This window comes from Exiguobacterium sp. KKT215 (assembly GCF_055635335.1).
This window is the reverse complement of record NZ_CM145756.1, coordinates 2,945,222-2,971,152: the sequence shown is the minus strand read 5'-3', so window position 1 is coordinate 2,971,152 and position 25,931 is coordinate 2,945,222. Positions and strand designations below refer to the sequence as shown.

The window sequence follows — 25,931 nt, the reverse complement described above, 5'->3', positions numbered from 1 at the left end:
TGAAAGACCTCCTTTACTCACATGTTGGCGAAACTTATTCACACGATATACACATACACTATTCTATAGTAGATAATAGGTTTATCCCCAGAGAACAAAAACTGTGGATAACGTTATCCACATGGTGTTGATGTTGGGGATAACAGTTATCCACAGCCTGTGTATATCTTGGAATTGCTAAAAGTTCATCCACAAGTTTGTGCACATTCAGTTTATCAAAATAAAATAGACGTGGCAACGGTTTTTGATATTTATCCACAGACTGCAAAAAGAATCCACAGGTAGTTATCCACATGCTGTGTATAGTGTGGATAAACTGTGGATATGTTGTGGATAATCTGAAGTGAGGTAAGATAGCGACAGAAAAGTTATACACAAAAGAGGAAGAAGGGATTATGGAGAATATTTTTTCAAGAGAAGAAAATGAAAAATTAAAAAATGGAATCGTAAAATTGTTGAAAGAAGAGGAGTTATTCACATATAAGTGTGGATAACTTTTGGGATATGTGGATAAAATGGCTTTAGACAGCTATTTGTAAAAAAGTCACTGGCGGATTGTTAATTCTCCATGTGATTCATTGCTTCCGTTTCTTCTAGATCATGCCATCCGGAGGTGATTGTCCCCTTCCCGTCCGAAGGATTTCATCCTAATTGAAAACCTGGCGAAAACTCATTGACAATCTAGACAACAGTTTATATAATCTTAAAGACTGCCTTAAATGAAACTATAACTTGCTAATAGAGCGTTAACCTTGAGGAGGTGCTTTAACAATGAAACCAACTTTCAACCCTAACAACCGTAAGCGTAAGAAAGTCCACGGATTCCGTGCACGCATGGCGACTAAAAACGGCCGCAACATTCTTGCAGCTCGCCGTCGTAAAGGCCGCAAAGCCTTGACTGTCTAATACAGATCATGAGATTGCCCGAGGAATCCTCCTTGGGCAATCTTTTTTTGTATCGTCACAGAACTCACACAAACGGACGGAAAAAGCTGATTCACTCTCGTTGAAATGAATGGGATATGGTATGATGTTAGTTGACGATTTTTGAAGCGAAGGATGGAGTGAGAATTTTGAAAAAAGAATACCGCCTGCAAAAGAATGAAGAGTTCCAAGCGGTGTTTCGTGAAGGACGCTCCGTGGCCAATCGTCAGTTTGTCGTCTACACGCAGAAAGCGGATCAAGCGCACTTCCGGGTCGGACTTTCGGTCAGCAAAAAGCTGGGAAATGCCGTGGAACGGAACCGGATGAAACGATTGATGCGTGAATCGCTTCGCTTGCTCGAACCGAACGTGGCTCCGCACAATTATGTCATCATTGCGCGCAAACCAGCGACGTCGCTTACGCAAGATGAAGTGACAGAAAGCTTGAAACACGCATTCAAACGGGCTAAAGTTTGGAAGCAGAGACAAGTCGATCGATCATAACAATCCGAGCTCGTTCTTTCATATATAACGCGAACTAATTAGGATTGACCGATAGACGTGTGATGAAACAAAAGAATCGATAAAGAAAGCGTAGGGGGAACTATGAGCAAAAAGCTAAAATTAGGATTGTTGGCTGTCATGACCGGCGTCATCATGTTGATGGCTGGCTGTGTCGACCCATCGACGATCCAAGGAGAGCCGATTACGGCTGAGACGGAAGGCTTCTGGTCGCAATACTTTGTTTGGCCACTAGCATGGTTGTTGAAAGAAGCGGCTTACTTAATTGGTGGGACGTGGCAGTACGGTTACTCGATCATCGTCGCGACGATTATCGTCCGCCTCTTGATTTTACCGCTTATGATCAAGCAGACGAAGAGTATGGGTGCGATGCAAGTGTTGCAGCCGGAAATGCTCAAGCTGCGTGAGAAGTACAGCTCGAAAGACCAAGAGACGCAACGTAAACTGCAAGAAGAAATGATGAAAATGTATCAAGAGTACCAAATCAACCCGCTCGCGGGCTGCTTGCCAATCTTGATTCAAATGCCGATTTTGTTCGCGTTCTATGATGCGATCCGTCGGACACCTGAAATCTTTGAAGCACAGTTCCTCTGGTTCGACCTCGGGGCACCAGATCCAACGTTCATCTTGCCGATTCTGGCAGCGATTTTGACGTTTGTACAGCAAAAAATCTCAATGGCGGGCCAAGAACAAAACCCACAATTGAAAATGATGCTCTACATCTTCCCAGTGATGATCTTCGTCATGTCGATCACGCTTCCAGCCGCCCTTTCGATGTACTGGGTCGTCGGTTACATCATCTCGATTATCGTGACGATGGCAATCATGCTCCCGATGCGTGAGAAGATGAAAGTTCAAGCTGAAGCGAAAATCGCTGCGAAAGAAGCAGAACGTGCCGTACTCGCAGAAGAAGAAAAAAAGGCAAAAAAGAAAAAACGTAAATAAACGCTAAGGCTGTGGATAACCAATCCACAGCCTTTTTTGTCGTTCGGGATAGATCAACCTTAAATCCGGGAATAAACAAAGCAGTGGTCGAAATCGTCGAATCAGAAAGGGGTCTTTCATATGGAGACGCTCATCAAACGGTTGGAACGGTCGACGTTCATTCAAGCGGCGCTTTACGTGGTAATCGGGTTACTCATCATCTTGTATCCGCGCATCTTTTTTGATGCGATCGTCTATTTGGTTGCGGCTTACTTTGCCATCATCGGTCTCGTCGCCATCATTCAAGGGTTGCGGCACAAACGGGACGGGCTCCCAGCCGGTTTTTTTATGGGAATCATTTATTTATTGATCGCTTTAATCGTCTTTTTCTTCGCTGAAACGTTGGCAAGTCTGCTCCCGATTTTTATCGGCGCCTTATTCTTGTTTGGTGGCATCATCCGGTTGATTCAAGCCGTCGGATTTCGCCGGACCATCGCCAATCGGTGGATGTACTTCATGCTCAGCAGTCTATTGTGGATTGGGATTGGCCTACTCATGTTGGCGAACCCGTTTGACAGCCTGCTCGTTTTGTTCCAATTGTTCGGCGGTTTTCTCATCGCCGTCGGGGTGATCGAATGGGTGCTCTATTTCACACTCCGCTCCTCGAGACGCCAGCAAGCATAAACGAAAGCCGCTCACATTAGGAGCGGCTTTTTTCACGGATGACGAGTCGGTCGAAAAACGGACGAATCACTTCGAACGCAACGGTCGTCTCGAAGAAGGGACGCTCGACTTCGAGACGGGAGATATACCATCGAGCGGCTGTCGCATGATGGTCGGGTGTCAACGCTTCATAAAAGGTCCGGATTTCAATCCGCTGTCGGGCGGCCACGTCTTTCAACCCGAGTGCGGCCCGTTCGGGTTCGTAATGAGCGGCGAGCACATAGGCGAAATGACTCATGCCTTGCCGAAGCATCTCGACGGCCCAGACATCGTTGCCGCGGTCACGGGCTTTCGTATATTGGAAAAAGAACCAAATCGCATCAAACACGTGTCCGCTTAAGTCTTCATCCGACAAGGTGAGCGAACTCGAGTGATGTTGCAGTCGATGTTCCGGATCATACAGCACCGTGATTGTGTCTTGATGGTTCAACGTGTCCGCCGTCACCGTGAAGAAGTCGAGATGCAAGAAATCATCATAGACGACGATCAGTTGCGGGGCTACGATATCGATTTCGTCCTCGAGCAGAATCGGGCGATATGTGGCCAGATGGTCGCGGCGGCGCGACAAGAACTCATTCAGGCTGTCAGGGGCGACCATGACGTACAAGTCGACATCGGAATGTTCGTCCGCTTCACCACGCCCGAACGATCCTTTCAAGAAAATGGCCTGCACGTCCGTATCGGAGATGAGGCTGTCGGTCAATGTGGCGATGGCATCTTGCTGTCGCATTTCATCACGTCCTCCATGGAAATATATTCCTTTATTGTACTAAAGTAATTCACTGAAATGCAACCGTTGCTCGAGAGGTCGGACTCTTTCGTTCGAGACAAATATCGTGTATAGTAGGTGCGTTATGCATAAGATAGAGGAAGTAGTAAGAAGTATGGGAGGGAAAGATGATGCTAGAGTTTGACACGATTACGGCGATTTCGACGCCGATGGGTGAAGGGGCAATCGGAATCGTCCGCTTGTCCGGTGACCGCGCCGTCGAGACGGTGGGCCGTGTGTTTTCTGGAAAGGATTTGACGAAAGTGGAGTCACATACGATCCATTACGGAAAATTGAAACGTCCTGGCACGGACGAGGTCGTCGATGAAGTCATGGTGAGCATCATGCGCGCACCGAAGACGTTCACGCGAGAAGACGTCGTTGAAATCAATTGCCATGGAGGAATCGTCGCGGTCAATCGTGTCCTCGAACTGATTCTTGAACAACCGGACATCCGCTTGGCAGAACCGGGCGAGTTCACGAAACGCGCCTTTTTGAATGGACGGATCGATTTGTCGCAAGCCGAGGCCGTCATGGATTTGATTCGTGCCAAAACGGATCGGGCTATGAACGTCGCCATGTCACAAATGGAAGGACGCTTGTCACGGCTCGTCCGCGAGTTGCGTCAACTGTTGCTTGAGACGATTGCGGCGGTCGAGGTCAATATCGACTATCCGGAATACGACGCCGAAGAGATGACCCAGGCCATCGTCGAAGACAAGGCGGGCGAAGTGAAGCGCGTGCTCGAGCAGCTACTTGAGACGGCGCGACAAGGCAAGATTTTACGAGAAGGGCTCGCGACAGCGATTATCGGTCGACCGAACGTCGGCAAGTCATCGCTCATGAACACGCTCGTACAAGAGACGAAAGCGATCGTCACGGAAATCGCAGGAACGACGCGCGATACGATTGAAGAGTATGTGAACGTCAAAGGCGTTCCGCTCAAATTGATTGATACGGCAGGGATTCGGGAGACGGAAGATATCGTCGAGCGGATCGGTGTCGAGAAATCGCGCAAGGCGCTCGCCGGGGCGGACTTGATTTTGCTCGTCTTGAACGGGCACGAAGGTCTGACTGTCGAGGATGAGGCCTTGTTTGAGGCGATTGCTGGTATGAATGCCATCATCATCATCAATAAGACGGACTTGCCACAAAGTATGGATTCTTCTAAGCTGGAGAAACTAGCGGCAGGTCGCCCGATTGTGGCGACGTCTCTCTTATTAGAAGAGGGAATCGATGCATTGGAGAAGGCGATCTCGAACTTGTTCTTCGCCAAAGGCGTCGAATCACAGGATATGACATATATCTCGAACGCACGACACATTCAGCTCATCAAACGGACGATCGAACAAATCGATGAGGCGCTCGGAAGCGCCGCCATGAATTTGCCGATTGATATGGTCCAAATCGATTTACGGCGGGCGTGGGATACGCTCGGCGAAATCAACGGGGACACCGTTCAAGAAAGTTTGATTGATCAACTCTTTTCACAGTTTTGTCTTGGGAAATAATAAGGAGGAACAACTATGGCTTACACGGCAGGCGAGTTTGATGTCATCGTCATCGGAGCCGGTCATGCGGGAATCGAGGCAGCACTGGCTTCGGCGCGCATGGGCGCGAAAACGGCGATGCTCACGATGAATCCGGATATGGTCGGATTCATGTACTGCAATCCATCGATCGGTGGTCCCGCGAAAGGGATTGTCGTTCGCGAAATCGATGCCCTTGGTGGCGAAATGGCGAAGGCGATCGATGCGACGTACATTCAAATGAAGATGCTCAACACATCAAAAGGTCCAGCAGTGCGCGCATTACGGGCGCAAGCGGACAAATTCCAATACCAAAATCATATGAAGAAAGTGCTTGAAGACGAACCGAACCTATTGCTTCGTCAAGCGCTCGTCGAACGACTTCTCATCGAAGACGGGAAAGTCGCCGGCGTCGTCACGAATACTGGTTCGGAGTACCGCTCGAAAGCGGTCATCGTCACAACGGGTACGTTCATGCGCGGTCAAATCATCATCGGCGAATTGTCGTATGAGAGCGGTCCGAACAACCAGATGCCTTCGGTCGAATTGTCGAAGCATTTAGAAGAGCTCGGGCTCGAACTCGTTCGTTTCAAAACGGGGACACCGCCACGCATCGACGGCAAGACGATCGATTACTCGAAGACGGAGATTCAACCAGGGGACGACAATCCGTCGCTCTTCTCCTACACGTCGAAAGACCTCGACCCGATCGAGCAAATCCCGTGCTGGCTCACCTACACGAGCGAGCGGACGCACCAGTTGATTGACGAGAACTTGCATCGTTCGCCAATGTACTCAGGTGCCATCAAAGGGACGGGCCCACGTTACTGCCCATCGATTGAAGATAAAGTCGTCCGGTTCAACGATAAACCGCGTCACCAAATCTTCCTCGAGCCAGAAGGTCGCGATACGGAAGAAATTTACGTGCAAGGCTTCTCGACGAGTATGCCGGAAGACGTTCAGCATCAAATGCTCCGGACGATTCCAGGGCTTGAGAACTCAGAGATGATGCGCCCTGGATACGCGATTGAGTACGATGCAGTCGTACCGACGCAACTTTGGCCGACACTCGAGACGAAGACGGTTGGCGGATTGTTCACGGCAGGTCAAATCAATGGGACGAGCGGCTATGAAGAAGCGGCCGGACAAGGCATCATGGCCGGAATCAACGCCGCATGCCAAGTTCTCGGCAAAGAGCCAGTCATCTTGGACCGCTCACAGGCGTATATCGGCGTCTTGATTGATGATCTCGTGACGAAAGGGACGAACGAGCCATACCGTCTGCTCACATCCCGCGCCGAGTATCGGTTGCTTTTGCGCCACGACAATGCGGACCTTCGTTTGAGCGACATCGGCCACGAGGTCGGTCTATTGTCACCAGAGCGTCATGCCCACCTTGAAGACAAACGAGTCGCCATCGCGGCAGAAGTGAAGCGTCTCAACGGACTCGTCATCAAACCGTCCGCTGACGTGAACGCCGTGCTCGAAGAAGTTGGCGCGAACCCGCTCAAAGAAGCGACGCATGCCAGCATTTTGTTGAAGCGGCCAGAAGTGACGTACGCGACGCTCATGCGCTTTGCACCGGCACCGATCGAAGTGCCGTTTGAAGTGGCGGAGCAAGTCGAGATTCAAGTGAAATACGAAGGCTACATCTCGAAGCAGCTCGAGCAAGTCGAGAAGATGCGGCGGATGGAAGAAAAACGGATTCCGGAGAAACTCGATTACGATGCAATCGGTGGTCTTGCGACGGAAGCGAAACAAAAACTAAAACAAGTGCGTCCGCTCTCGATTGGACAAGCGTCACGTATTTCCGGGGTAAACCCGGCGGACGTTTCGATTCTTCTTGTCTATATCGAGCAAGGACAATACGCGACAGTGGAGTGAAACGATGAACCAATCCCAATTTATTGAGGCGCTGCAGGCAGAAGGGTTTGAATTGAGCGAGAAACAACTCGCTCAGTTCGAACTGTATTTCGAGATGCTCGTGGAGTGGAATGAGAAGATGAATTTGACGGCGATCACGGACAAGGAAGAAGTGTATTTGAAGCATTTCTATGACTCACTCAGTGCGGCGTTCCATTTCGATTTCGCAAACGTGGATACCGTATGTGACGTCGGTGCCGGGGCCGGTTTTCCGAGTTTGCCGCTCAAAATTTTATTCCCGCACCTTCACGTGACGATTATCGACTCGCTTAACAAGCGAATCACGTTCTTGAACGAACTCGCGCTCGCGCTCGGGTTAGAAGGTGTCGCGTTCCATCATGGACGCGCCGAAGAGTTTGGAAAAAATAAAAAATTTCGTGAGCAATTTGATGTCGTAACCGCCCGTGCGGTTGCCCGGATGACGGTGCTCGCCGAGTACTGTTTACCGCTCGCAAAAGTCGGCGGAACGTTCGTAGCGCTCAAAGCAGCGAAGGTTTCCGACGAGCTTGTCGATGCGAAAAACGCCTTGGCCGTGCTCGGTGGGAAAGTAAAAACGACACACCAGTTCCTATTGCCAGGAGAGATGAGTGAGCGTAATATCGTAATTGTAGATAAATTACGAAAAACGCCTGGGAAATATCCACGTAAAGCGGGTACCCCAGCGAAAGAGCCGCTAATCTGAGCAATAGTGTTTCACGTGAAACTAAAAGCAGATTCCGGTAGTGGAATCTGCTTATTTTTTACATAGAGGGGTGCCGACGTTGAAGAAAACATTTGCTAAACTGTTCGGAAGTCGTCCAGAAGTGGCGGTTACAGAAATCGCAGAAGTCAAACCGAATGACGCGGTTCAAGACATCGCGTTATCGTTGCTTCTCCCGAACCGTTATCAACCGCGTAAAGTATTCGAGCCGGCTAAAATCGAAGAGCTCGCTGTCACAATCGATGAACATGGTCTCCTGCAGCCAATCGTCGTCCGAAAAGCAGAAGAGGGACGCTACGAGATTATCGCTGGGGAACGCCGCTTCCGCGCCGTTAAATCGCTCGGCTGGTCGGTCATTCCGGCCATCGTCCGGGAGATGGATGACGATACGACCGCCGCTCTGGCATTGATTGAGAACTTGCAACGCGAACAGCTCAGTCCGATTGAGGAAGCAGAGGCGTACGATCGTCTGCTCGCCATGAAAGGTCTGACACAAGACGCGCTCGCGAAGAGTCTCGGCAAGAGCCAGTCGACGATTGCCAATAAACTACGCTTGTTGAAATTGCCGAACGACGTCAAGCAATGTTTGCGCGACCGCCAAATCAATGAACGTCACGCTCGGGCGCTCTTGCCGCTCAAAGAGGAAGGACTCCAGCTCCAAGTGCTCATGGAGATTATAGAGCAGGACTTTAACGTCAAAGAGACGGAAGAACGCGTCGCCTTCTTGACGACACCGATTGAAGAAGAGAAGCGGAAACCGAAAAAGCAACGCCGTCGGACGAAAAGTTTCGCACGTGACACGCGAATCGCCCTCAATACAATCCGGGACTCGGTCAGTTTGATCGGAAAGACCGGGATTGAAGTCCAGACCGAGGAAGTCGAAGAAGACGAATTTGTTGAAATTCGAATTCGAATCCCGAAAGCACGGCCACAAAAGTGAGCCTGTGCTTTTTTTATAGCTATCAGTCAGAAGGAATGGAGGAATCATGATGGAACGGTTACCGATTAAACACATTCGTCCCAACCCGAACCAGCCCCGTAAGCAGTTCGAACCAGAAAAGCTAGACGAGCTCAGGCAATCGATTGAACGTTATGGCGTGTTGCAACCAATCGTCGTCCGTAAAGCGAGTGGGTTTTATGAAATCATCGCCGGCGAGCGGCGGTTTCAGGCTGCTCAATTGGCCGGCAAGACGGATATCCCGGCGTTGATTGTCACGGCCGACTCGGACCGCGTCATGGAACTCGCCTTGATTGAGAATATTCAACGTGCCGACTTGAACGCGATCGAAGAGGCGCTCGCCTACGAACAGTTGATGCAAACGCTCGGATTGACCCAGCAACAACTGGCCGAACGCGTCGGCAAGAGTCGGAGCCATGTGACGAACAGCTTGAGACTGCTTCGGTTACCGAGCGCGGTCCAGCATGCGGTCATGGTCGGTGAGTTGACGATGGGCCACGCCCGGGCCATCACCGGCATGAAATCGGTTCAGGCGATGGAACAGATTGCCCGTCGCGTCATCGCCGAGCAATGGACGGTCCGCCGACTCGAGCGCTATTTACAAAAGGAGCGCATTGAAAAAAAGACGCTCAAACGCTCGGACGCCGACGTGGAAGCCGTCGAGGCGGTGCTAGCGGAACGTCTTCAAATGGATGTATCGATTCGCCCGCGTCGAAAAGGGGGCGTCCTCGAGCTGAAGTATTTCTCGCAAGACGATTTGGAACATCTATTGACGTTGTTATCGCCTCAAGATTTCGATTCGTCACGAGACTGACGAAGTCGGGTGATGGCCGCCTCTTCTTGATGAAGCCGTCCGATGCGTGAGTCGAACTCGACGAACCCGTCGGTGATGAAACGGGCCAGCTCATAGACGAGGTGGAGGCGCGTGTTTTGCAAAATCATCATTTCCATGAAGCCACTTACGTTGACGACGGCTTTAATGTTGTATTCGCCGACCGAAGGGAGTTCTTTTTGAACACCGGCACCTGGGGCGAGCGGTCCTTCTGAGAAGAAGATATAACCGACACTCGACAAGCGACCGAGGCAAGCGTCGATGGCGATGATGAGGGGGCGATGGAACCGTGTCTGAATCTCATGGAGCGTCTCGACAAGGTTCAGCGCATGGACCGGTTTTGTCAACGTGCCGTACACATGGATATTGCGGACAAAGCGCTCCTCAAGGAACGTGCCGACGAGCGGTCCGAGCGAGTCACCGGTGGAACGGTCGGAGCCGATACAAACGAGGACAATCGGACGATGCGTCTCCTTTGCCAACTGATCATGCAGTTGATCGGCAAAGAGCTTGGATCCACTCCGTTCGGTATGTTCGATGAAGAAAGAGTATGGTTTATGAGGTTTTAGGCGAAACGGCATGAATCTCATCCTCTCTTCTAAGCTGCCTGCGTCTAGTTGCAATTGCGGAATGAAACCGTATTATCCCATTCCCGGAACACCGAAACTTATAACGTCCGGATGTAGGGTTTGAGAAAAGTCGTTAATTATGGTTTGATGGGTTAGAATCTATAACGCTAGAGGTGACAACATGGCTTCACAAAATACAGATACAAACTTAAGCACGGTAGCCGACGAAACGATGGATAGTGTCAATCGGTTCGTCGCCTATTTCCAAGACACGGAGATGTGGATCGGTCTCGGTATCAAATTGACTGGTGTCGCACTCATCATCTTGGCACTTTATGTGGCGTCACGCATTTTGACGTCGATGGTCCAACGCGTGTTCGCACTGCGTAAAATTAAAGAGCACGATATTGTGACGCAACGGCAAAACGAGACGCTATCGAAATTGGCCCAAAACACGATTCGCTATGTGCTCGGCCTGATCATGATTTTGACGGTGCTCGGGCAGTTCGGCGTCAATATCGCCGGTTTAATCGCATCGGCCGGGGTCGCCGGTCTGGCCATCTCGTTTGGCGCGCAAAACTTGGTGAAGGACGTCATCACAGGTGCGTTCATCATCTTCGAGAACCAGTATAAGAACGGGGATTACGTCAATTTAAATCAACAAGTCGACGGTACCGTCATCGAAGTCGGAATTCGGACGACGAAGTTGAAAGGGTTGAACGGACAAGTGACGATCATCCCGAACGGACAAATCATGCAAGTGACGAACTACTCACTCGAGAACAGCGTCGCAGTCGTCGATATCGGTGTCGCGTATGAAGAAGACATGGCTAAAGTTGAGAAGGCGTTGAAAGAAATTGCCCATACGGTCGAGGAGAAGTATCACGACTTGTTCATCGAACCAATTACGCTCGCTGGTGTGCAGTCGCTCGGACCGTCGGAAGTCGTCTATCGTCTCATGGCCGAAGTTCCACCGACACAACACTTCGCGGCCGGTCGGATTTTGCATAAAGAGTTGAAGGCCGGGCTAGATGAGCGCGGAATCGAAATCCCGTATCCGCGTACCGTCATGATGCCGCCAACCACAACGACTAAAGGAGCGCCGGAAAATGCAGGCTAAATCGTATGAGTTGAACGATTTTGTAGAAATGAAGAAACCGCATGCCTGTCAGACGAACCGTTGGCAGGTGACTCGGGTCGGGATGGACATTCGTATCAAGTGTCAAGGCTGCGGGGCGAGTGTACTCATGCCGCGCCGCGACTTTGATAAGCGATTGAAAAAAGTGCTTCCACAAGAGAACGCCGCTGAATAAGTGGCGTTCTTCTCTATGTTACAACCGTGAGTTGCGGTTTAATCGAGGACTAACTATAATTGTGAAGGATGTGACGGTGTGGTGTACTGAACGTACCCACTCCACAGACGGATCAACATTTCCCGGGAAAGCCGGATGAGGAGGAAATACAAGTGGGATTAACAGCAGGAATCGTCGGATTACCGAACGTCGGGAAATCGACATTATTTAACGCCATCACGCAAGCCGGTGTAGAAGCAGCCAACTATCCGTTCGCGACAATCGACCCGAACGTTGGGGTCGTCGAAGTGCCGGACGCACGTCTCGATCGGTTGACAGAACTCGTCAAACCGAAGAAGACCGTACCGACCGCATTTGAGTTTACAGATATCGCCGGAATCGTGAAAGGTGCGTCAAAAGGAGAAGGTCTTGGAAACAAATTCCTCGCCAACATCCGTGAAGTCGACGCGATTTGCCAAGTCGTCCGTTGCTTTGAAGACGACAACATCACGCACGTAGCAGGAAAAGTCTCACCGATTGATGACATCACGACCATCAACCTCGAATTGATTTTGGCCGACCTTGAGTTGGTCGAGAAACGCATCACGCGCGTTCAAAAAATGGTCAAGTCGAAAGATAAGGGTGCACCTCAAGAACTCGAGGTACTTGAAATCGTTCAAGCCGTCCTCGAATCGGAGCGCCCGGCTCGCGTTGCCGAGTTGACAGAAGACCAGCTTGCGATCGTCAAACACTTCCAATTGCTCACGATGAAGCCGATGCTTTACGTCGCGAACGTCAGTGAAGACGAAGTGGCGGATGCCGATCAAAACCCATACGTCCAAGCAGTTCGTGAACACGCGGCGACAGAAGAGGCGAAAGTAATCGTCATCTGTGCCCGCATCGAAGAAGAAATCTCAGAGCTCGAACCAGAAGAGCGCCTTGAGTTCTTGCAAGACCTCGGCATCGAAGAATCAGGTCTCGATCAATTGATTCGTGCCGCTTACTCGACGCTCGGTCTCGCGACTTACTTCACGGCCGGTGAGAAAGAAGTACGCGCCTGGACGTTCAAGCAAGGCATGAAAGCCCCACAATGTGCGGGCGTCATCCACTCGGACTTCGAGCGTGGATTCATCCGGGCCGAAGTCGTCTCGTATGAAGACTTGTCAGCTGCCGGCAATATGACGACGGTCAAAGAACAAGGGAAACTTCGCTCAGAAGGAAAAGAATATGTCTTCCAAGATGGCGACGTCGTCACGTTCCGTTTCAACGTTTAAGCCATTTTACGGAAACGTATTGTAAAACGAACAGAAGTTTGATAGTATATTATGACGTGAGTAAAACATTTGTTTGCTCCTTGCTCCTACAACCGGTAGGAGCCGTTAGTCCAAGAGGAGGTGAAAGATAATGCGTAAATACGAACTTCTTTACATTATCCGTCCATCAGTTGATGAGGAAGCTAAGAAAGCTTTAATCGAACGCTTCAACAACGTCATCACTGAAAACGGTGGTACTGTTGATAAAACAACAGACATGGGTAAACGTCGTCTCGCTTACGAAATCAACAAGATGCGCGAAGGACACTACGTTCTTCTCAACATCACTGCTGAGCCTAAAGCGATTCAAGAAACAGAGCGTCTCATGAAGATCTCTGATGACGTTGTCCGTCAAATGACAACTAAAGACGAGCGTTAATTCTTAACGCTTCATATTGCGAAAGGGGAGCTTTGAGATGATTAACCGAGTTGTGTTAGTTGGTCGATTGACACGCGATCCAGAAATGCGTTACACGCAGAGCGGGATTGCCGTAACTCGCTTTACTCTCGCTTGCGATCGTCCATTCACTGGACAAGATGGGAAGCGCGAGGCGGACTTTATTGATTGTGTCGTTTGGCGCAAACAAGCAGAGAACGTGGCACAATATTTGAAAAAAGGCAGCATGGCCGGCGTAGACGGTCGCCTTCAAATCAGTAGTTACGAAGGTCAAGATGGCCAACGTCGTTACCGGGCAGAAGTCGTAGCCGATAGCGTACGCTTCCTTGAACCACGCGGTGCCTCAGGGCAACGTGATACAGCACCGGCTGGAGATGTCTTCGGTGGTGGTGAGTCAAGTGGGTCAGGATGGGGCGCAGCCGCTTCTTCGACTTCATCTCAGTCCTCGAACTCAAACAAAGGTTTTGAAGCTGACCCGTTCTCGGGTGGCGGAAAAATCGACTTATCGGATGACGATCTGCCATTTTGATCGCGTCGATTCGAAAACTAAACTAAAAAGGAGGTCTTCACATGGCACGTCGTCCAGGAGGTCGTCGTCGTCGTAAAGTATGTTTCTTTACGTCGAACAACATCACCCATATCGATTATAAAGACGTAGAATTGCTCAAACGCTTCGTTTCGGAGCGTGGTAAAATTCTTCCACGTCGTGTGACTGGTACTTCAGCGAAATACCAACGTCCACTTACTGTCGCTATCAAGCGCTCACGTCAAATGGCTTTGCTTCCATACGTTGCAGAGTAATTTTTGACACACGGCTTATCCCTCGGGATAGGTCGTTTTTTGTTTTCTGAGCCGATGTAGGAGTGTAAGTGAAACGGGCGGATATGGTATGATAGAGCAGAAACCATTTAGACATCATGGGTGGAACACCACTCATTTTAGGAGGCACACATGCACAGTGGTGAAGCAATAACATCAGTGAAGAACCAGTACGCGCGTCACGCCGTTCCATATGTGATTGGAATGTTGGTCGCGTTAGGATTGGCGTTCTACAGCATTGTGGCGGCAATCACCCTGTTCGTGGGCACGCTGATTTTTTTCATCTATCAGCAAGTGACGATTCGACGAGAGCGCAAGGCATGGGAACAATACGTTCATTCCTTGTCGCATCGGATTGAAGATGTTGGGAAAGAAGCGCTCACCGGCATGCCGATCGGGATTCTCGTCTTTGACGAAGCTCGTCGCATCAGCTGGTTCAATGAACAGTCTCGACTCATCTTTGAGCTCGAGATGGAACTCGGAATCTCGATTGACTCGATTCACTCGGCGTTCACCGAATTGATTGAGGAAGAAGAGGACGAGGCGACCATCGAAGTCGGAGACCGCGTTTATCGGGTCCTCTACAATAGGGAGTATCAGACACTTTACTTGTTCGATATGACGGACGAGGCAGAGATTGAACAAAAATACTCGGAAACACAGACGGTAATCGGCGTCTTATACTTAGACAACTATGACGAGATGTCGACCGCTGTGGATGAACAGGTCCGGAGTGAAATCAATCGACGTGTGACCGTCCTCTTGAACCAATGGGCTCAAAAATACCACATCTATATGCGCCGGACGGCAGCCGACCGCTTCTTTCTCGTCATGAACGAACGGACGCTCTCTGAACTCGAGAACAACCGCTTCTCGATTCTCGATGAGGTCCGTGAGGCGACGAAAGAGCATAAGATTCCGCTCACACTCTCCATCGGGATTGGCTGCGGAGAGACGACGTTGACGGAACTCGGCAACTTGTCGCAATCGAGTCTCGATTTAGGGCTCGGACGTGGCGGTGATCAGGTCGTCGTCAAGCGTCATAACGGGAAAGTCCGCTTTTTCGGCGGCAAGACGAACCCGACCGAGAAACGGACCCGGGTTCGAGCCCGCGTCATCTCGAACTCGATGCGCGATTTGATTCGCGAGTCGAGCCGTGTCCTGATTATGGGGCATAAAAACCCCGATATGGATTCACTTGGGGCTTCGATTGGCATCATGAAACTGGCTGAATTTGTCGGTCGCGAGGCGTACGTCGTCATCCCGGCCGGCGAGACGAGTGTCGGCATCCAACGTCTCGTCAATGAAGTCGAAAACGACGAAGACCTATATAGCCGTTTTTTGACAGAGTTCGAGGCTCAACCGCTCATCGACGAACAGACGCTCCTCGTCGTCGTCGATACGCACCGACCGTCGCTCGTCATCTCACGGGACATTTTGGACCGGGCGGAACGGGTCGTCGTCATCGACCATCATCGTCGCGGGGAAGAGTTCATCGAGGATCCGGTCCTCGTTTACATGGAGCCGTACGCATCTTCGACGTGTGAACTCGTGACCGAGCTGATCGAGTATCAAGCCGGCACGCGCAAACTGTCGATTTTAGAGGCGACGTCGCTCCTCGCGGGCATCATGGTCGATACGAAAGGGTTTACCTTGAGGACGGGGTCACGGACGTTCGACGCTGCTTCCTTCCTTCGGATTCAAGGGGCCGACACCGTGCTCGTCCAGCATTTCATGCGTCAAGACCTCGATTCGTATATCGAGCAGTCTCATATTCTTGAAAATACAGACATCTATTCCGATGGCATGGCCATCGCCGTCGCTACGGACGACGAGGCGCATCATCAAGTGTTGATTGCCCAATCGGCCGATCAGCTCCTCAACATGGAGGGCGTCAAAGCGTCGTTCGTCATCGCGATCTTGCCAGACGGCCGGACCGGTATCAGTGCCCGTTCGCTCGGCGACGTCAACGTTCAAGTCATCATGGAGATGCTCGACGGGGGCGGCCATTTGACGAACGCGGCGACGCAATTGGATGTGAGCCGGGAACAGGCGAAGACGTTATTACAAGAAGCGATTGATCATTATATGACAGATGAAACAGAGGGAGAGGATTCTGAATGAAAGTCATTTTAAAAGTAGATGTAAAAGGTCAAGGTAAAGCTGGTGACGTCAAAGACGTCGCGGATGCGTATGCGAAGAACGTACTCTTCAAAAAGAACTTGGCAGTCGAAGCGACACCGGGCAACTTGAAGGCTTTCGCCGCGAAGGAGCGACGCGCTGAAGAAGCGGCCGAAGAGGAATTGAAGCAAGCCCAACAGTTGAAGGACAAGCTTGAAAAAGAGACGATCGTCGTCAAGACGAAGTCGGGCGAAGGCGGTCGCGTCTTCGGATCGGTCACGAGCAAACAAATCGGTGAAGCGTTGAAAGGGATGGGCTACAAGATTGACAAGCGTAAAATCGAGCTTGAGCATCCAATCAAAGCGCTCGGGTTCACGAAAGTGCCGGTGAAGTTGCATCATGACGTCACGGCTTCGTTAAACGTTCATGTTCAAGAAGCGTGAAGGTGAGGTAGACAACGTATGAGTGATGCGATTCAAGTCAACACCCCGCCACATAGCGTCGAAGCGGAACAAGCTGTCCTTGGGGCCGTCATCCTCGATTCTGATCGGCTGATTACGGCCTCGGAACGGGTCGACCCGGACGACTTTTATCGTGTCAGCCATCAACGGATTTTTGAGGCGATGCTGAAGATTAACGACCGCGGCGAACTCGTCGATTTGGTCACGCTCAGTTCGGAGCTTCAAGCCCAAGGCATTCTCGATGAAATCGGTGGGTTGAACTATTTGGCGGAAATCGCCGAAGCAGTTCCGGCCATCGGCAACATCGGTTATTATTTGAACGTCGTCGACCAAAAGGCGGCGCTTCGCCGCTTGATTCGGACTGCGACGAATATCGTCTCGGACGGCTATGAACGCCAAGATGAGGTCGATGCCGTCCTGTCAGACGCCGAGCGGAACATTTTAAAAGTCTCGCAACGTAAAGGGCAGTCAAGCTTCCATCCGATCGGATCGGTCTTATCGGACGCCTACTCGACGATTGAAAAACTGCACCAATCGAGCGGCGAAATCACCGGTATCGCGACCGGGTTCAGCGATCTCGACAAGATGACGGCCGGCTTCCAGCGCAACGACCTCATCATCGTCGCGGCCCGTCCTTCCGTCGGGAAGACGGCCTTCGCCTTGAACATCTCGCAAAACGTGGCCGTCCGTACCGGCGAGAACGTCGCCATCTTCAGTTTGGAGATGGGTGCCGAGCAGCTCGTCATGCGGATGCTCTGTGCGGAAGGCAATATCGATGCCCAGCGTCTACGGACGGGACGGCTCGAGGCCGAGGACTGGGGGCGACTCTCGCTCGCCATGTCGTCACTGTCACAAGCCGGTATCTATATCGATGATACGCCGGGTCTTCGCGTCAACGAGATTCGGGCCAAGTGCCGCCGCTTGAAACAAGAGCACGGCCTCGGCATGATCATGATTGACTACTTGCAGCTCATCGTCGGGAACGGTAAGCCAGGCGAGAACCGGCAACAAGAAGTCTCGGAAATCTCGCGTACGCTCAAAGCGATCGCACGTGAGCTTCAAGTGCCGGTCATCGCCTTGTCACAGCTCTCACGTGGTGTTGAGAGCCGTCAAGACAAGCGGCCGATGATGTCGGATATCCGGGAATCCGGGGCGATTGAGCAAGATGCCGATATCGTCGCGTTCTTGTACCGGGATGACTATTACGACAAAGAGAGTGAAGACGCCAACACGATCGAGATCATCATCGCCAAGCAGCGTAACGGTCCGACGGGGACGGTCAAACTCTCATTCCGAAAAGAATACAATAAATTCGTCAACATGGAGACGCAAGCCTTTGCGCCACCGATGTAGGACGAATGATTCTGCCAAAGGCGACGTCTCATGACGTCGCCTTTTTGGTCGGTCTTTAGACTTAAACGTATCTTGATTTTGATGAATTCCATCATTGAACGAGAAATGACACGTCAATAACGAACGAAAGGTTACAACTTAAAAATATCGTTCGGTATTAGGTTGACTTTCAACAAGAGCAAGTGTACACTTACGGATGGTTTGAATAGAACGTTTATCTACAAGGAGGATTCATTATGTCATCAGTAGTCGTAGTGGGAACGCAGTGGGGCGATGAAGGTAAAGGGAAAATCACGGACTTCTTATCGAAGCAGGCCGAGGTCGTCGCGCGTTATCAAGGGGGAGACAACGCTGGTCATACAATCGTCTTCAACGATACGAAGTATAAACTTCACTTGATTCCATCGGGGATCTTCTACTCGGACAAAACATGTGTCATCGGGAACGGGATGGTCGTCAATCCGAAATCACTCGTCACGGAGCTCGCGTATTTGCACGAGCGCGGTGTGAGCACGGATAACCTCCGCATCTCGAACCGGGCCCACGTCATTTTGCCGTATCATCAGTTGCAAGACAAGCTCGAAGAGGACGCGAAAGGCGACGCCAAAGTTGGGACGACGCTCAAAGGGATCGGTCCTTGCTACATGGACAAAGCGGCGCGTATCGGGATTCGCATCGCTGACCTTCTCGACAAAGAAGTGTTCGCCGAGAAGCTCAAGACCGTCCTCGCGATTAAAAACCGCATGTTCGTGAAGATGTACGAAGTCGATGCGATTGAATTCGATGACATCTTCGAAGAATACTACGCGTACGGCCAACAGTTCGCCAAGTACGTATGTGATACATCGGTCGTGTTGAACAACGCGCTCGACGAAGAACAGAAAGTGCTCTTCGAAGGCGCGCAAGGTGTGTTGCTAGACATCGACCACGGAACGTACCCGTTCGTCACATCATCGAACGCGGCTTCAGGCGGCGTATCGAGCGGTGCCGGTATCGGTCCATCGAAGATCCATCACGTCGTCGGCGTCTGTAAGGCGTACACGTCACGTGTCGGAGACGGCCCGTTCCCGACCCAACTTGACGATGAGATCGGTCACACGATCCGTGAAGTCGGAAAAGAGTACGGTACGACGACAGGACGTCCGCGTCGCGTCGGTTGGTTCGACTCGGTTGTCGTCCGCCACTCGCGCCGCGTCAGCGGCATCACAGACCTTTGCCTCAACTCGATTGACGTGTTGACAGGTCTTGAGACGCTCAAGATTTGTACGGCATATGAGTTCGAAGGCAAGCTCCTCGACGAGTACCCACCGAACTTCCGCGTGCTCGAACAGTGCAAGCCGGTGTTCGAAGAGCTCCCAGGCTGGACAGAAGACATCACAGGCATCCGCAAGTTCGAAGACTTGCCGGTGAACGCGCAGAACTACGTCAAGCGCATCGAAGCGTTGACAGGTATCGAATTGTTGACGTTCTCGGTCGGACCGGCACGTGAGCAGACGGTCATCTTGCGTGATATTTACGCAGTATAAAAACTAAAGGAGAGGTTGTTCAAAACGTTGAACAACCTCTCCTTTTTATTTGGGTAAATGTGGATAATATCCCTCATAATGAAATACACAAAAGGAGGCGAGACATGTGCATAACTGCTTCATATGCGAGAAACATCGAGGTCTCATTCAAACTGATGGTCAAGCTATCTATGAAGATGACTTGCTATATGTTGGCCACATTGATCGGAAAGGAAAACCGAATTATAAAGGTCATCTCATGATTGATTTGAAAAGGCATGTTTCTTCTTTAGCTGATATGACTGTTCAAGAAGCCCAAGCGTGGGGTGTGATGACAATGCAATTAAGTCGAGTCCTGAAAGACGTAGCAGGAGCAGAACACGTCTATACGCTTGTGTCCGGGAATTCTGTCCCACATTTACATATGCACGTGGTTGCTCGTTATCCGGGGACCCCAGAAGCATATTGGGGACCGATGGATGTCTATGGTTGGGATGATGCCCCGCTGCTTCAATCAGAGCCACTCATTGAATTTTGTAACCAAATGAGGCAAGGCTTAAAGTTGGTACGTCTATGAAATCGATTTCGAATCAATTTCATTGGACAGGTGCTCAAGCTCATTACGTGGATCAAATTGATGTCATGTCAATCAATCACGTACATGTGGGCCGATTTGGTGGCAACTCTATTGAAGGACAATACAAAAATGAAGATGGCTGCTTGGTTTGGACGAACGAAGAGCAAGATTGGGAATTAGCAATGATATTGGATGCACATCAATCAGCAGATAGTGCCGAAGCATTAATTAATTTATTGAATGCCAACGAAGATTCGCTGATCAGTTTGTTGAATCAACCGATTACAAAAAGCTACTTTTCAAAGATTGAAGATTACATTTTACAACTGTTACAATCACCTGAATTTCTAATAAAGTGTGAAACATTAATGGGGGAGACTGCCTGTTTACTTGTAGTCCGTAAAGGCAAATACGTATGGTGGCTTTCCATTGGGGACTGTGTCTGCTTTTTATTTCATGATGAGCTTGTACACTTGAATCAATATCAGTTGAATCAGAGGCAATTCTATGAATGGATTGGGAAAGTAAATACGTTCAGTCAGCAGGTTCCATGCTATAGCAGCGGGATACGGGAAATTCGATCTGGGAGAAGTCGAATCTTGTTAGTGACGGACGGCGTACTAGAATGCCCAGGTGATCCGTTCGTTGATTCTTCGACGTTACATCGTGCATTTTCAGGTGACAGCACCGAATCTCTTTATTCCATCTTAGAAACGATTCAAAATAAAGGCGTGCGAGACAGCACGACGTTAATCACTTGGGAATGTTCACATGAACAACCTGTCATGATTCCGAGTGATCAAAAGTAACGACATCTGAGTTTTAGTGGAGTACATCAAATCATTTGATGTACTTTTTTAATGAGCCGTCGCCTATTTCCACGGAAATGGACCACGCTTTCTAACCTATAGAAAAAGAGTTACAATGTAGACATGTACGTTTAACGATAAGAGGAGGACTCACTGAATGGATCGTACGATTTTAGTGGTAGATGACGAACAACCAATCGCAGATATATTGAAGTTTAAGCTTGAAAAAGAGGGATACCAAGTCCACGTCGCGTATGACGGGGAAGAGGCGCTCGTGAAAGTCGAAGAAGTCAAACCGGATTTGATTTTGCTCGACATCATGTTGCCGCTCAAAGACGGCATGGAAGTGTGCCGGGAAGTCCGTAAGAAGTACGACATGCCGATCATCATGTTGACGGCGAAAGACTCTGAAATCGATAAAGTGCTCGGACTTGAGCTCGGTGCCGACGATTACGTCACGAAGCCGTTCAGCTCACGCGAGCTTTTGGCCCGCGTCAAGGCGAACATGCGCCGTCATGCAACGGCTCCGGCCCCAGAAACGAAAGGTGCCAATGACAACGATATCGTGATCGGTGATTTGACGATTCATCCGGATTCGTACATGGTCACGAAACGGGAAGAGAAAATCGAATTGACACACCGTGAGTTCGAGCTCATCCATTACCTCGCCCAAAACATCGGGCAAGTCATGACGCGGGAGCATTTGCTTCAGACGGTGTGGGGCTATGACTACTTCGGCGATGTCCGTACGGTCGACGTGACAGTCCGCCGGTTGCGTGAGAAAGTCGAAGACAATCCATCGACGCCGACGTATATCATCACGCGCCGTGGTGTCGGGTACTATTTAAAAGCAGGAGAAGAAGACTAAACGATGAAACGGACGAACTTCTTTAAATCTATCCAGTGGAAGCTCGTCGTCATCTATGCGCTGCTCATTCTTGTTGCGATGCAAGTCATCGGAGTGTACTTCGTACGCTCCCTCGAACGACAATACATCAACAACTTCTCGCAGTCGCTCGTCGATCGAGCCAACCTTCTGAGCTATAACGTCAGTGAAGGGATCGCATCGAACGGTGGTGACTCGACCTCGGACCAGCAGTTGAACCAGGTACTGGATCAACTGCTGTCTGAGTTTACGGAGAGCACGACGCTAGCTGACGACATTCGCGAAGTCCAGATTATCGACACGAACAGTGTCGTCCGGGCGACGTCGAACCCGAACAACCAGAGTCTCGTCGGACAACGGACGGCGAACTCGTTCATTCAAAAATCATTCGCGACGAGCGGGGCGCAAGAGACGCTCGTCTATGAAGACTCGAACGAACGCATGCGCGTCGTCGCCGTTCCGGTCAAATCAGAAGTCGATGGGACGACGACCGGTATGATTTATATCGAGGCGTCGATGCAGTCCATCTACAACCAGATGGAACAAGTGACCCGCATCCTCGCGACCGGGACGCTCATCGCCCTCATCATCACGTCGATTCTTGGGATTTTGCTGTCACGGACGATTACGCGACCGATTGCGGATATGCGTCGTCAAGCCGTCGAGATGCGAAAAGGGAACTTCTCGCGGAAAGTTAAAGTCTATTCCGACGACGAGGTCGGTCAACTCGCCTATTCGTTCAACGAATTGACCGATGAGCTGATGGAAGCGAATGCCACGACCGAGGCTGAGCGACGCCGCTTGACGAGCGTCCTCGAGAACATGTCAGATGGGGTCGTCGCGACGGACCGCTCGCTCCGGGTCATCTTGATGAACGACCAGGCCCGTGACATGATTGGGCTCGCCGAAGAAGAGGCGATGGGTGCGAACCTACAGAACCTGCTCGAGTTTGACGATGAGATCGTCATCCCGGAAGACGGGACGATGCCGCCGAAACTGATCGACCTCAGTACGGACGAAGAGCTGTTCCTCGTCCGCGCCTACTTCTCGCCGATTCAAAAGCATAGCGGACCGATCACCGGTCTGATCGTCGTCTTGCACGACGTGACCGAGCAAGAACAAGTCGAGCAAGACCGCCGTGAGTTCGTCGCGAACGTCAGCCACGAGCTACGGACGCCGCTCACGACGATGCGGAGTTACCTCGAAGTGCTCGCGGAAGGCGCATATAAGGACGACGAGCTCGCCCCGCGCTTCCTCGAGACGACACAAAACGAGACGGAGCGGATGATCCGCCTCGTCAATGACTTGTTGCAACTGTCGAAGATGGACAGCAAAGAGTATACGATGCAAAAAGTGAAATTCGATTTTATCCAGTTCTTCAACGATATCATCGAGCGACATGAGATGACGAAAGGCGAGACGATTCAGTTCCGCCGTAAGCTCATGAAGCGTCGCGTGTACGTCCATGCCGATCAAGACAAGATGACGCAGGTCATCGATAACATCATCACGAACGCCGTCAAGTTCTCGCCGGAAGGCGGGACGATTACGTTCCGGACGATGCTACGTGCCAAGCGGCTCGTCATCGGCATTAAAGATGAAGGAGTCGGTATCCCGAAATCGAACTTGAAAAAAATCTTTGAACGGTTCTATCGGGTCGACAAGGCCCGGGCCCGCAATATCGGCGGGACCGGACTCGGTCTATCAATCGCCAAAGAAGTCGTTTCTGCCCATGGCGGCGACATCTGGGCCGAGAGTGAGTTCGGACGTGGGACGACGATTTACTTCACCATCCCGTTCGATACGATCGTGGAGGTGAATGACTGATGGAACGACCACGCTTCTTGGCGAAGCCAGAACTAGTGAAATCGCTCGTCTTGCTCACCTTGATCGTCACGTCCATCGTCCAAACGGTCATCCTCTGGGATTACCATCCGAAGTATCAGTCGGTCCAATCGGAGACGCAAGTCGCGACGGTGGATGAGTCGTTGCAGCGCCAGGCGCGTCAAGTCATCGTGCCGGCCCAAACGGTCGTCCATGAGAACAACGCCGTCTTTGCCACGAAGAACACGCCGAAGCAGATCATGCGCGTCATCCGGGAATCGTTCGAAGCGAGCGAGTTCAAACCACTCGCCGTCAAGAACGTCCCGAGTTTGTATGCGGGTGTCGACGAGGCCGTCGAACTGATTTTACCGGAAGCGTATTATGCGGACACGCTCAGCTACATGCTCCCGGGCTCATACAGCCTGTCCGGGAAAGTGCCGCAGCGCGCCCTCATCTTCATGAAGGACGACACGTGGCGCATCCGTACCATCATGAGCGACCAGTCACTCTGGGAAGGCCGCTTGTCGAAAGTCGGCCAAGGGGACGTCAACAGCCTGTTCTTGAAAGATTCGGACCGGGCGATGCGACGTGTCACGTACACGGATGAACGCGTCAACTATATCCCGGTCGTCGGACCGGAGATGAATGAGCTGTTCGCCTATGACGTATCTCAAATTCAAATCTCAGCGCGCCTCGACTGGATGCGCGATACGTTCTTCCCGGGTGACCCGAACGTGCAGGAAGTCGATCCGGCCAGCTCTGTCGGCGCCCTCACGAACGGGATTAGCGTCGCCGAGTACGATGCGAACCTGAACGCGAGCCGCTACCGTAACTTGTCGCGCAATAGCACGGAACAAGAGTCGGTCATCGGGCTCGACACGATCGTCGAGTTCGTCAACTTCCACGGAGGTTGGGTCGATGAGACGTCGGAGAGCCAAGGGTTGTCGCTTCGCTTCGATGCGATTACCCCGGCCAATCAAGGGTTTGAGACGACCGTGTTCCGGTTTCACGTGAACGGTTTCCCGGTGTTCAGTCAACGGGAGGCGTTCATCAACAACGACGCCGTCGATTTGTCGACGCTGCGTGTCGAGAACGACGGGACGCAAGTCCGGTCGATCACCCGGCACCATCTCGAAATCGATCGTTTGATCTCGGTCGGGACGACGCAGCTCGCGGATGGACAAGATGTGGTTGATACGCTCGTCAACGCAGGACGATTTGAAAACGTGACCGAGATTCGTCTCGGCTATGAGATTGAATACAATGAAGACACGAGCCGTTACGTCACGTTCTCCCCGAACTGGTTCGTTCGGGAAGCCGGAAGATGGATTCCATTCGATCAACCGGAGGACTGGACAGAAAGGATGATGTATCGTGGACTGGAGTAAAGCGAAAACGATTCTCCTCTTCGCCTTCCTCGCGCTGAACATCTACCTGTTGTTCCAGCTCTTGACGGAAACGTGGGCGACGGAGGTCGTGACGAACGACAATACATCCATCGCGCAAATCTTGGACCAGCGCAACGTCGATGCGTCGAAGTTGCCACGGATGGGTCGGGATATCGGCTATTTGACGGGATCGTCGGAACAGATGTCGGCCTCGATGATCACGCAGAATCGGGAAGCCCAACTGGCGACGACAGTCGACAACATGCAGCTCGAAGTCGAGCTCAAGCAACCTGTCCCGCTCGATCAAAACGATTTGCGGACGACCGCGGCGACGTTCGTCTCAGAGTACGTCCCGTTCGGTTCCGAATATGCGTACTGGCGATATGACGCCGAGACGCGTCAAGTCGCTTTCGTGCAGACGTATGAAAACAATAAAATTTTCTCGAACCCCGAAATCAACGGGGAGACGGAACAGTACATCGGTCCGTCGCTTTTATTGCTTCAACTGAACGAAGCGTTCGAAGTGACCGACTATAAACAACGTCATTTGACGAACTTGTCCTCGAAGTCGCAAGACGATCTCGTTTTGACGGCGAGCGAGGCGATCTCGCAACTCGCGGCCCGGAAATACTTCCAGCCGAATCAAGAGATGCGAGCCATCAATACAGGCTTCTATAGCCTGCCGCTCGACAGTTCCGGCAGCCTGATTATCATGCCGCCGCTCTGGGCGATCACGATTGACGAGGACGCCTACTTCGTCAATGCGATCGACGGGACCGTCGAACGGGTCGAATTTGATTCAGAAGAATGAAAG

At 51.2% G+C, this 25,931-nt stretch carries 27 protein-coding genes; 25 read left to right on the top strand and 2 right to left on the bottom strand.

All coding sequences use genetic code 11. The features are described from left to right. Window positions 1-771 precede the first annotated feature (771 nt). The 4 genes from rpmH (at window position 772) to ACZ2GZ_RS15505 (ending at window position 3,053) form a co-directional block, all read left to right on the top strand. Window positions 772-906, top strand: coding sequence for a 50S ribosomal protein L34 (rpmH, locus tag ACZ2GZ_RS15520; RefSeq protein ID WP_015880216.1), 135 nt, complete (start codon window positions 772-774; stop codon window positions 904-906). Between the two features lie 167 nt (window positions 907-1,073). After that, a complete protein-coding gene (gene rnpA / locus ACZ2GZ_RS15515) occupies window positions 1,074-1,427 on the top strand; it encodes a ribonuclease P protein component (RefSeq protein WP_021067848.1) in 354 nt (117 codons plus the stop codon). A 102-nt stretch (window positions 1,428-1,529) separates the two neighbouring features. Continuing rightward, complete coding sequence (yidC, locus tag ACZ2GZ_RS15510; RefSeq protein WP_021067849.1) at window positions 1,530-2,390, top strand: membrane protein insertase YidC; 861 nt, start codon at window positions 1,530-1,532, stop codon at window positions 2,388-2,390. A gap of 120 nt (window positions 2,391-2,510) precedes the next feature. Further along, the gene (locus ACZ2GZ_RS15505; protein WP_131472089.1) at window positions 2,511-3,053 is read left to right on the top strand and encodes an HdeD family acid-resistance protein; all 543 of its coding nucleotides are present in this window, start codon (window positions 2,511-2,513) and stop codon (window positions 3,051-3,053) included. 16 nt (window positions 3,054-3,069) lie between these two features. On the opposite strand, the gene ACZ2GZ_RS15500 is transcribed toward ACZ2GZ_RS15505, so the two are convergent. Next, window positions 3,070-3,822, bottom strand: coding sequence for a nucleotidyltransferase domain-containing protein (locus tag ACZ2GZ_RS15500; RefSeq protein WP_214716327.1), 753 nt, complete (start codon window positions 3,820-3,822; stop codon window positions 3,070-3,072). Window positions 3,823-3,992: 170 nt separating this feature from the next. On the opposite strand from ACZ2GZ_RS15500, the gene mnmE reads away from it, so the two are divergent. The 5 genes from mnmE (at window position 3,993) to ACZ2GZ_RS15475 (ending at window position 9,785) form a co-directional block, all read left to right on the top strand. Continuing rightward, window positions 3,993-5,372, top strand: a complete 1,380-nt coding sequence (gene mnmE / locus ACZ2GZ_RS15495) for a tRNA uridine-5-carboxymethylaminomethyl(34) synthesis GTPase MnmE (protein WP_021067853.1) — start codon at window positions 3,993-3,995, stop codon at window positions 5,370-5,372. A gap of 15 nt (window positions 5,373-5,387) precedes the next feature. After that, window positions 5,388-7,274, top strand: a complete 1,887-nt coding sequence (gene mnmG / locus ACZ2GZ_RS15490; protein WP_021067854.1) for a tRNA uridine-5-carboxymethylaminomethyl(34) synthesis enzyme MnmG — start codon at window positions 5,388-5,390, stop codon at window positions 7,272-7,274. Window positions 7,275-7,278: 4 nt separating this feature from the next. Beyond that, complete coding sequence (gene rsmG / locus ACZ2GZ_RS15485; protein ID WP_021067855.1) at window positions 7,279-7,995, top strand: 16S rRNA (guanine(527)-N(7))-methyltransferase RsmG; 717 nt, start codon at window positions 7,279-7,281, stop codon at window positions 7,993-7,995. A 79-nt stretch (window positions 7,996-8,074) separates the two neighbouring features. Next, the gene (gene noc / locus ACZ2GZ_RS15480; RefSeq protein WP_021067856.1) at window positions 8,075-8,953 is read left to right on the top strand and encodes a nucleoid occlusion protein; all 879 of its coding nucleotides are present in this window, start codon (window positions 8,075-8,077) and stop codon (window positions 8,951-8,953) included. A gap of 49 nt (window positions 8,954-9,002) precedes the next feature. Beyond that, a complete protein-coding gene (locus ACZ2GZ_RS15475) occupies window positions 9,003-9,785 on the top strand; it encodes a ParB/RepB/Spo0J family partition protein (RefSeq protein WP_029596439.1) in 783 nt (260 codons plus the stop codon). Here the strand turns inward: ACZ2GZ_RS15475 and yyaC are convergent. After that, on the bottom strand, window positions 9,758-10,384 hold the full coding sequence (gene yyaC / locus ACZ2GZ_RS15470) for a spore protease YyaC (protein WP_021067858.1): 627 nt from the start codon (window positions 10,382-10,384) through the stop codon (window positions 9,758-9,760). The two genes, ACZ2GZ_RS15475 and yyaC, sit on opposite strands and share 28 nt — an antisense overlap. Before the next feature lie 169 nt (window positions 10,385-10,553). On the opposite strand from yyaC, the gene ACZ2GZ_RS15465 reads away from it, so the two are divergent. The 16 genes from ACZ2GZ_RS15465 to ACZ2GZ_RS15390 all read left to right on the top strand — a co-directional run bounded on the left by ACZ2GZ_RS15465 (window position 10,554) and on the right by ACZ2GZ_RS15390 (window position 25,928). Further along, the gene (locus ACZ2GZ_RS15465; protein WP_021067859.1) at window positions 10,554-11,492 is read left to right on the top strand and encodes a mechanosensitive ion channel family protein; all 939 of its coding nucleotides are present in this window, start codon (window positions 10,554-10,556) and stop codon (window positions 11,490-11,492) included. Next, window positions 11,482-11,685: a DUF951 domain-containing protein gene (locus tag ACZ2GZ_RS15460; protein WP_034780313.1), complete on the top strand. Its 204-nt coding sequence runs from the start codon at window positions 11,482-11,484 to the stop codon at window positions 11,683-11,685. The genes ACZ2GZ_RS15465 and ACZ2GZ_RS15460 overlap by 11 nt, the downstream gene beginning before the upstream one ends. A gap of 152 nt (window positions 11,686-11,837) precedes the next feature. After that, window positions 11,838-12,938: a redox-regulated ATPase YchF gene (gene ychF, locus ACZ2GZ_RS15455; RefSeq protein WP_214716335.1), complete on the top strand. Its 1,101-nt coding sequence runs from the start codon at window positions 11,838-11,840 to the stop codon at window positions 12,936-12,938. A 130-nt stretch (window positions 12,939-13,068) separates the two neighbouring features. Continuing rightward, window positions 13,069-13,356, top strand: a complete 288-nt coding sequence (gene rpsF, locus ACZ2GZ_RS15450; protein WP_021067861.1) for a 30S ribosomal protein S6 — start codon at window positions 13,069-13,071, stop codon at window positions 13,354-13,356. Window positions 13,357-13,393: 37 nt separating this feature from the next. Further along, window positions 13,394-13,903, top strand: coding sequence for a single-stranded DNA-binding protein (ssb, locus tag ACZ2GZ_RS15445; protein ID WP_021067862.1), 510 nt, complete (start codon window positions 13,394-13,396; stop codon window positions 13,901-13,903). Between the two features lie 41 nt (window positions 13,904-13,944). Next, on the top strand, window positions 13,945-14,175 hold the full coding sequence (rpsR, locus tag ACZ2GZ_RS15440; RefSeq protein ID WP_015880232.1) for a 30S ribosomal protein S18: 231 nt from the start codon (window positions 13,945-13,947) through the stop codon (window positions 14,173-14,175). Between the two features lie 150 nt (window positions 14,176-14,325). Continuing rightward, window positions 14,326-16,317: a DHH family phosphoesterase gene (locus ACZ2GZ_RS15435; protein ID WP_214716337.1), complete on the top strand. Its 1,992-nt coding sequence runs from the start codon at window positions 14,326-14,328 to the stop codon at window positions 16,315-16,317. Further along, complete coding sequence (gene rplI, locus ACZ2GZ_RS15430; protein ID WP_021067864.1) at window positions 16,314-16,757, top strand: 50S ribosomal protein L9; 444 nt, start codon at window positions 16,314-16,316, stop codon at window positions 16,755-16,757. The genes ACZ2GZ_RS15435 and rplI overlap by 4 nt, the downstream gene beginning before the upstream one ends. Before the next feature lie 18 nt (window positions 16,758-16,775). Further along, window positions 16,776-18,128: a replicative DNA helicase gene (gene dnaB, locus ACZ2GZ_RS15425; RefSeq protein ID WP_021067865.1), complete on the top strand. Its 1,353-nt coding sequence runs from the start codon at window positions 16,776-16,778 to the stop codon at window positions 18,126-18,128. A 236-nt stretch (window positions 18,129-18,364) separates the two neighbouring features. Beyond that, window positions 18,365-19,654, top strand: a complete 1,290-nt coding sequence (locus ACZ2GZ_RS15420; RefSeq protein WP_214716339.1) for an adenylosuccinate synthase — start codon at window positions 18,365-18,367, stop codon at window positions 19,652-19,654. Window positions 19,655-19,760: 106 nt separating this feature from the next. Next, window positions 19,761-20,210, top strand: coding sequence for an HIT family protein (locus ACZ2GZ_RS15415; RefSeq protein ID WP_214716341.1), 450 nt, complete (start codon window positions 19,761-19,763; stop codon window positions 20,208-20,210). Then, complete coding sequence (locus ACZ2GZ_RS15410) at window positions 20,207-21,019, top strand: PP2C family serine/threonine-protein phosphatase (RefSeq protein ID WP_214716343.1); 813 nt, start codon at window positions 20,207-20,209, stop codon at window positions 21,017-21,019. The genes ACZ2GZ_RS15415 and ACZ2GZ_RS15410 overlap by 4 nt, the downstream gene beginning before the upstream one ends. 157 nt (window positions 21,020-21,176) lie before the next feature. Beyond that, window positions 21,177-21,887 carry a response regulator YycF gene (gene yycF / locus ACZ2GZ_RS15405; RefSeq protein WP_021067867.1) on the top strand — a complete coding sequence of 237 codons (711 nt, stop codon included), beginning with the start codon at window positions 21,177-21,179 and terminating at the stop codon, window positions 21,885-21,887. 3 nt (window positions 21,888-21,890) lie between these two features. Beyond that, window positions 21,891-23,732, top strand: a complete 1,842-nt coding sequence (gene walK, locus ACZ2GZ_RS15400; protein ID WP_021067868.1) for a cell wall metabolism sensor histidine kinase WalK — start codon at window positions 21,891-21,893, stop codon at window positions 23,730-23,732. After that, window positions 23,732-25,117 (top strand): two-component system activity regulator YycH, encoded by a 1,386-nt coding sequence (yycH, locus tag ACZ2GZ_RS15395; protein ID WP_214716347.1) that lies wholly within the window; start codon window positions 23,732-23,734, stop codon window positions 25,115-25,117. The genes walK and yycH overlap by 1 nt, the downstream gene beginning before the upstream one ends. Continuing rightward, complete coding sequence (locus tag ACZ2GZ_RS15390; protein WP_214716349.1) at window positions 25,104-25,928, top strand: two-component system regulatory protein YycI; 825 nt, start codon at window positions 25,104-25,106, stop codon at window positions 25,926-25,928. The genes yycH and ACZ2GZ_RS15390 overlap by 14 nt, the downstream gene beginning before the upstream one ends. The last annotated feature ends 3 nt before the right edge of the window (window positions 25,929-25,931 follow it).

Coding starts and splice junctions, on each gene's coding strand:
- rpsR (WP_015880232.1), top strand. CDS start 13,945: ATGGCACGTCGTCCAGGAGGTCGTCGTCGTCGTAAAGTATGTTTCTTT.
- mnmG (WP_021067854.1), top strand. CDS start 5,388: ATGGCTTACACGGCAGGCGAGTTTGATGTCATCGTCATCGGAGCCGGT.
- ssb (WP_021067862.1), top strand. CDS start 13,394: ATGATTAACCGAGTTGTGTTAGTTGGTCGATTGACACGCGATCCAGAA.
- mnmE (WP_021067853.1), top strand. CDS start 3,993: ATGCTAGAGTTTGACACGATTACGGCGATTTCGACGCCGATGGGTGAA.
- dnaB (WP_021067865.1), top strand. CDS start 16,776: ATGAGTGATGCGATTCAAGTCAACACCCCGCCACATAGCGTCGAAGCG.
- rplI (WP_021067864.1), top strand. CDS start 16,314: ATGAAAGTCATTTTAAAAGTAGATGTAAAAGGTCAAGGTAAAGCTGGT.
- ACZ2GZ_RS15410 (WP_214716343.1), top strand. CDS start 20,207: ATGAAATCGATTTCGAATCAATTTCATTGGACAGGTGCTCAAGCTCAT.
- ACZ2GZ_RS15505 (WP_131472089.1), top strand. CDS start 2,511: ATGGAGACGCTCATCAAACGGTTGGAACGGTCGACGTTCATTCAAGCG.
- ACZ2GZ_RS15435 (WP_214716337.1), top strand. CDS start 14,326: ATGCACAGTGGTGAAGCAATAACATCAGTGAAGAACCAGTACGCGCGT.
- ACZ2GZ_RS15500 (WP_214716327.1), bottom strand. CDS start 3,822: ATGCGACAGCAAGATGCCATCGCCACATTGACCGACAGCCTCATCTCC.
- walK (WP_021067868.1), top strand. CDS start 21,891: ATGAAACGGACGAACTTCTTTAAATCTATCCAGTGGAAGCTCGTCGTC.
- yyaC (WP_021067858.1), bottom strand. CDS start 10,384: ATGCCGTTTCGCCTAAAACCTCATAAACCATACTCTTTCTTCATCGAA.
- rsmG (WP_021067855.1), top strand. CDS start 7,279: ATGAACCAATCCCAATTTATTGAGGCGCTGCAGGCAGAAGGGTTTGAA.
- ACZ2GZ_RS15475 (WP_029596439.1), top strand. CDS start 9,003: ATGGAACGGTTACCGATTAAACACATTCGTCCCAACCCGAACCAGCCC.
- ACZ2GZ_RS15420 (WP_214716339.1), top strand. CDS start 18,365: ATGTCATCAGTAGTCGTAGTGGGAACGCAGTGGGGCGATGAAGGTAAA.
- yycF (WP_021067867.1), top strand. CDS start 21,177: ATGGATCGTACGATTTTAGTGGTAGATGACGAACAACCAATCGCAGAT.
- ACZ2GZ_RS15465 (WP_021067859.1), top strand. CDS start 10,554: ATGGCTTCACAAAATACAGATACAAACTTAAGCACGGTAGCCGACGAA.
- rpmH (WP_015880216.1), top strand. CDS start 772: ATGAAACCAACTTTCAACCCTAACAACCGTAAGCGTAAGAAAGTCCAC.
- rpsF (WP_021067861.1), top strand. CDS start 13,069: ATGCGTAAATACGAACTTCTTTACATTATCCGTCCATCAGTTGATGAG.
- ACZ2GZ_RS15460 (WP_034780313.1), top strand. CDS start 11,482: ATGCAGGCTAAATCGTATGAGTTGAACGATTTTGTAGAAATGAAGAAA.
- yycH (WP_214716347.1), top strand. CDS start 23,732: ATGGAACGACCACGCTTCTTGGCGAAGCCAGAACTAGTGAAATCGCTC.
- yidC (WP_021067849.1), top strand. CDS start 1,530: ATGAGCAAAAAGCTAAAATTAGGATTGTTGGCTGTCATGACCGGCGTC.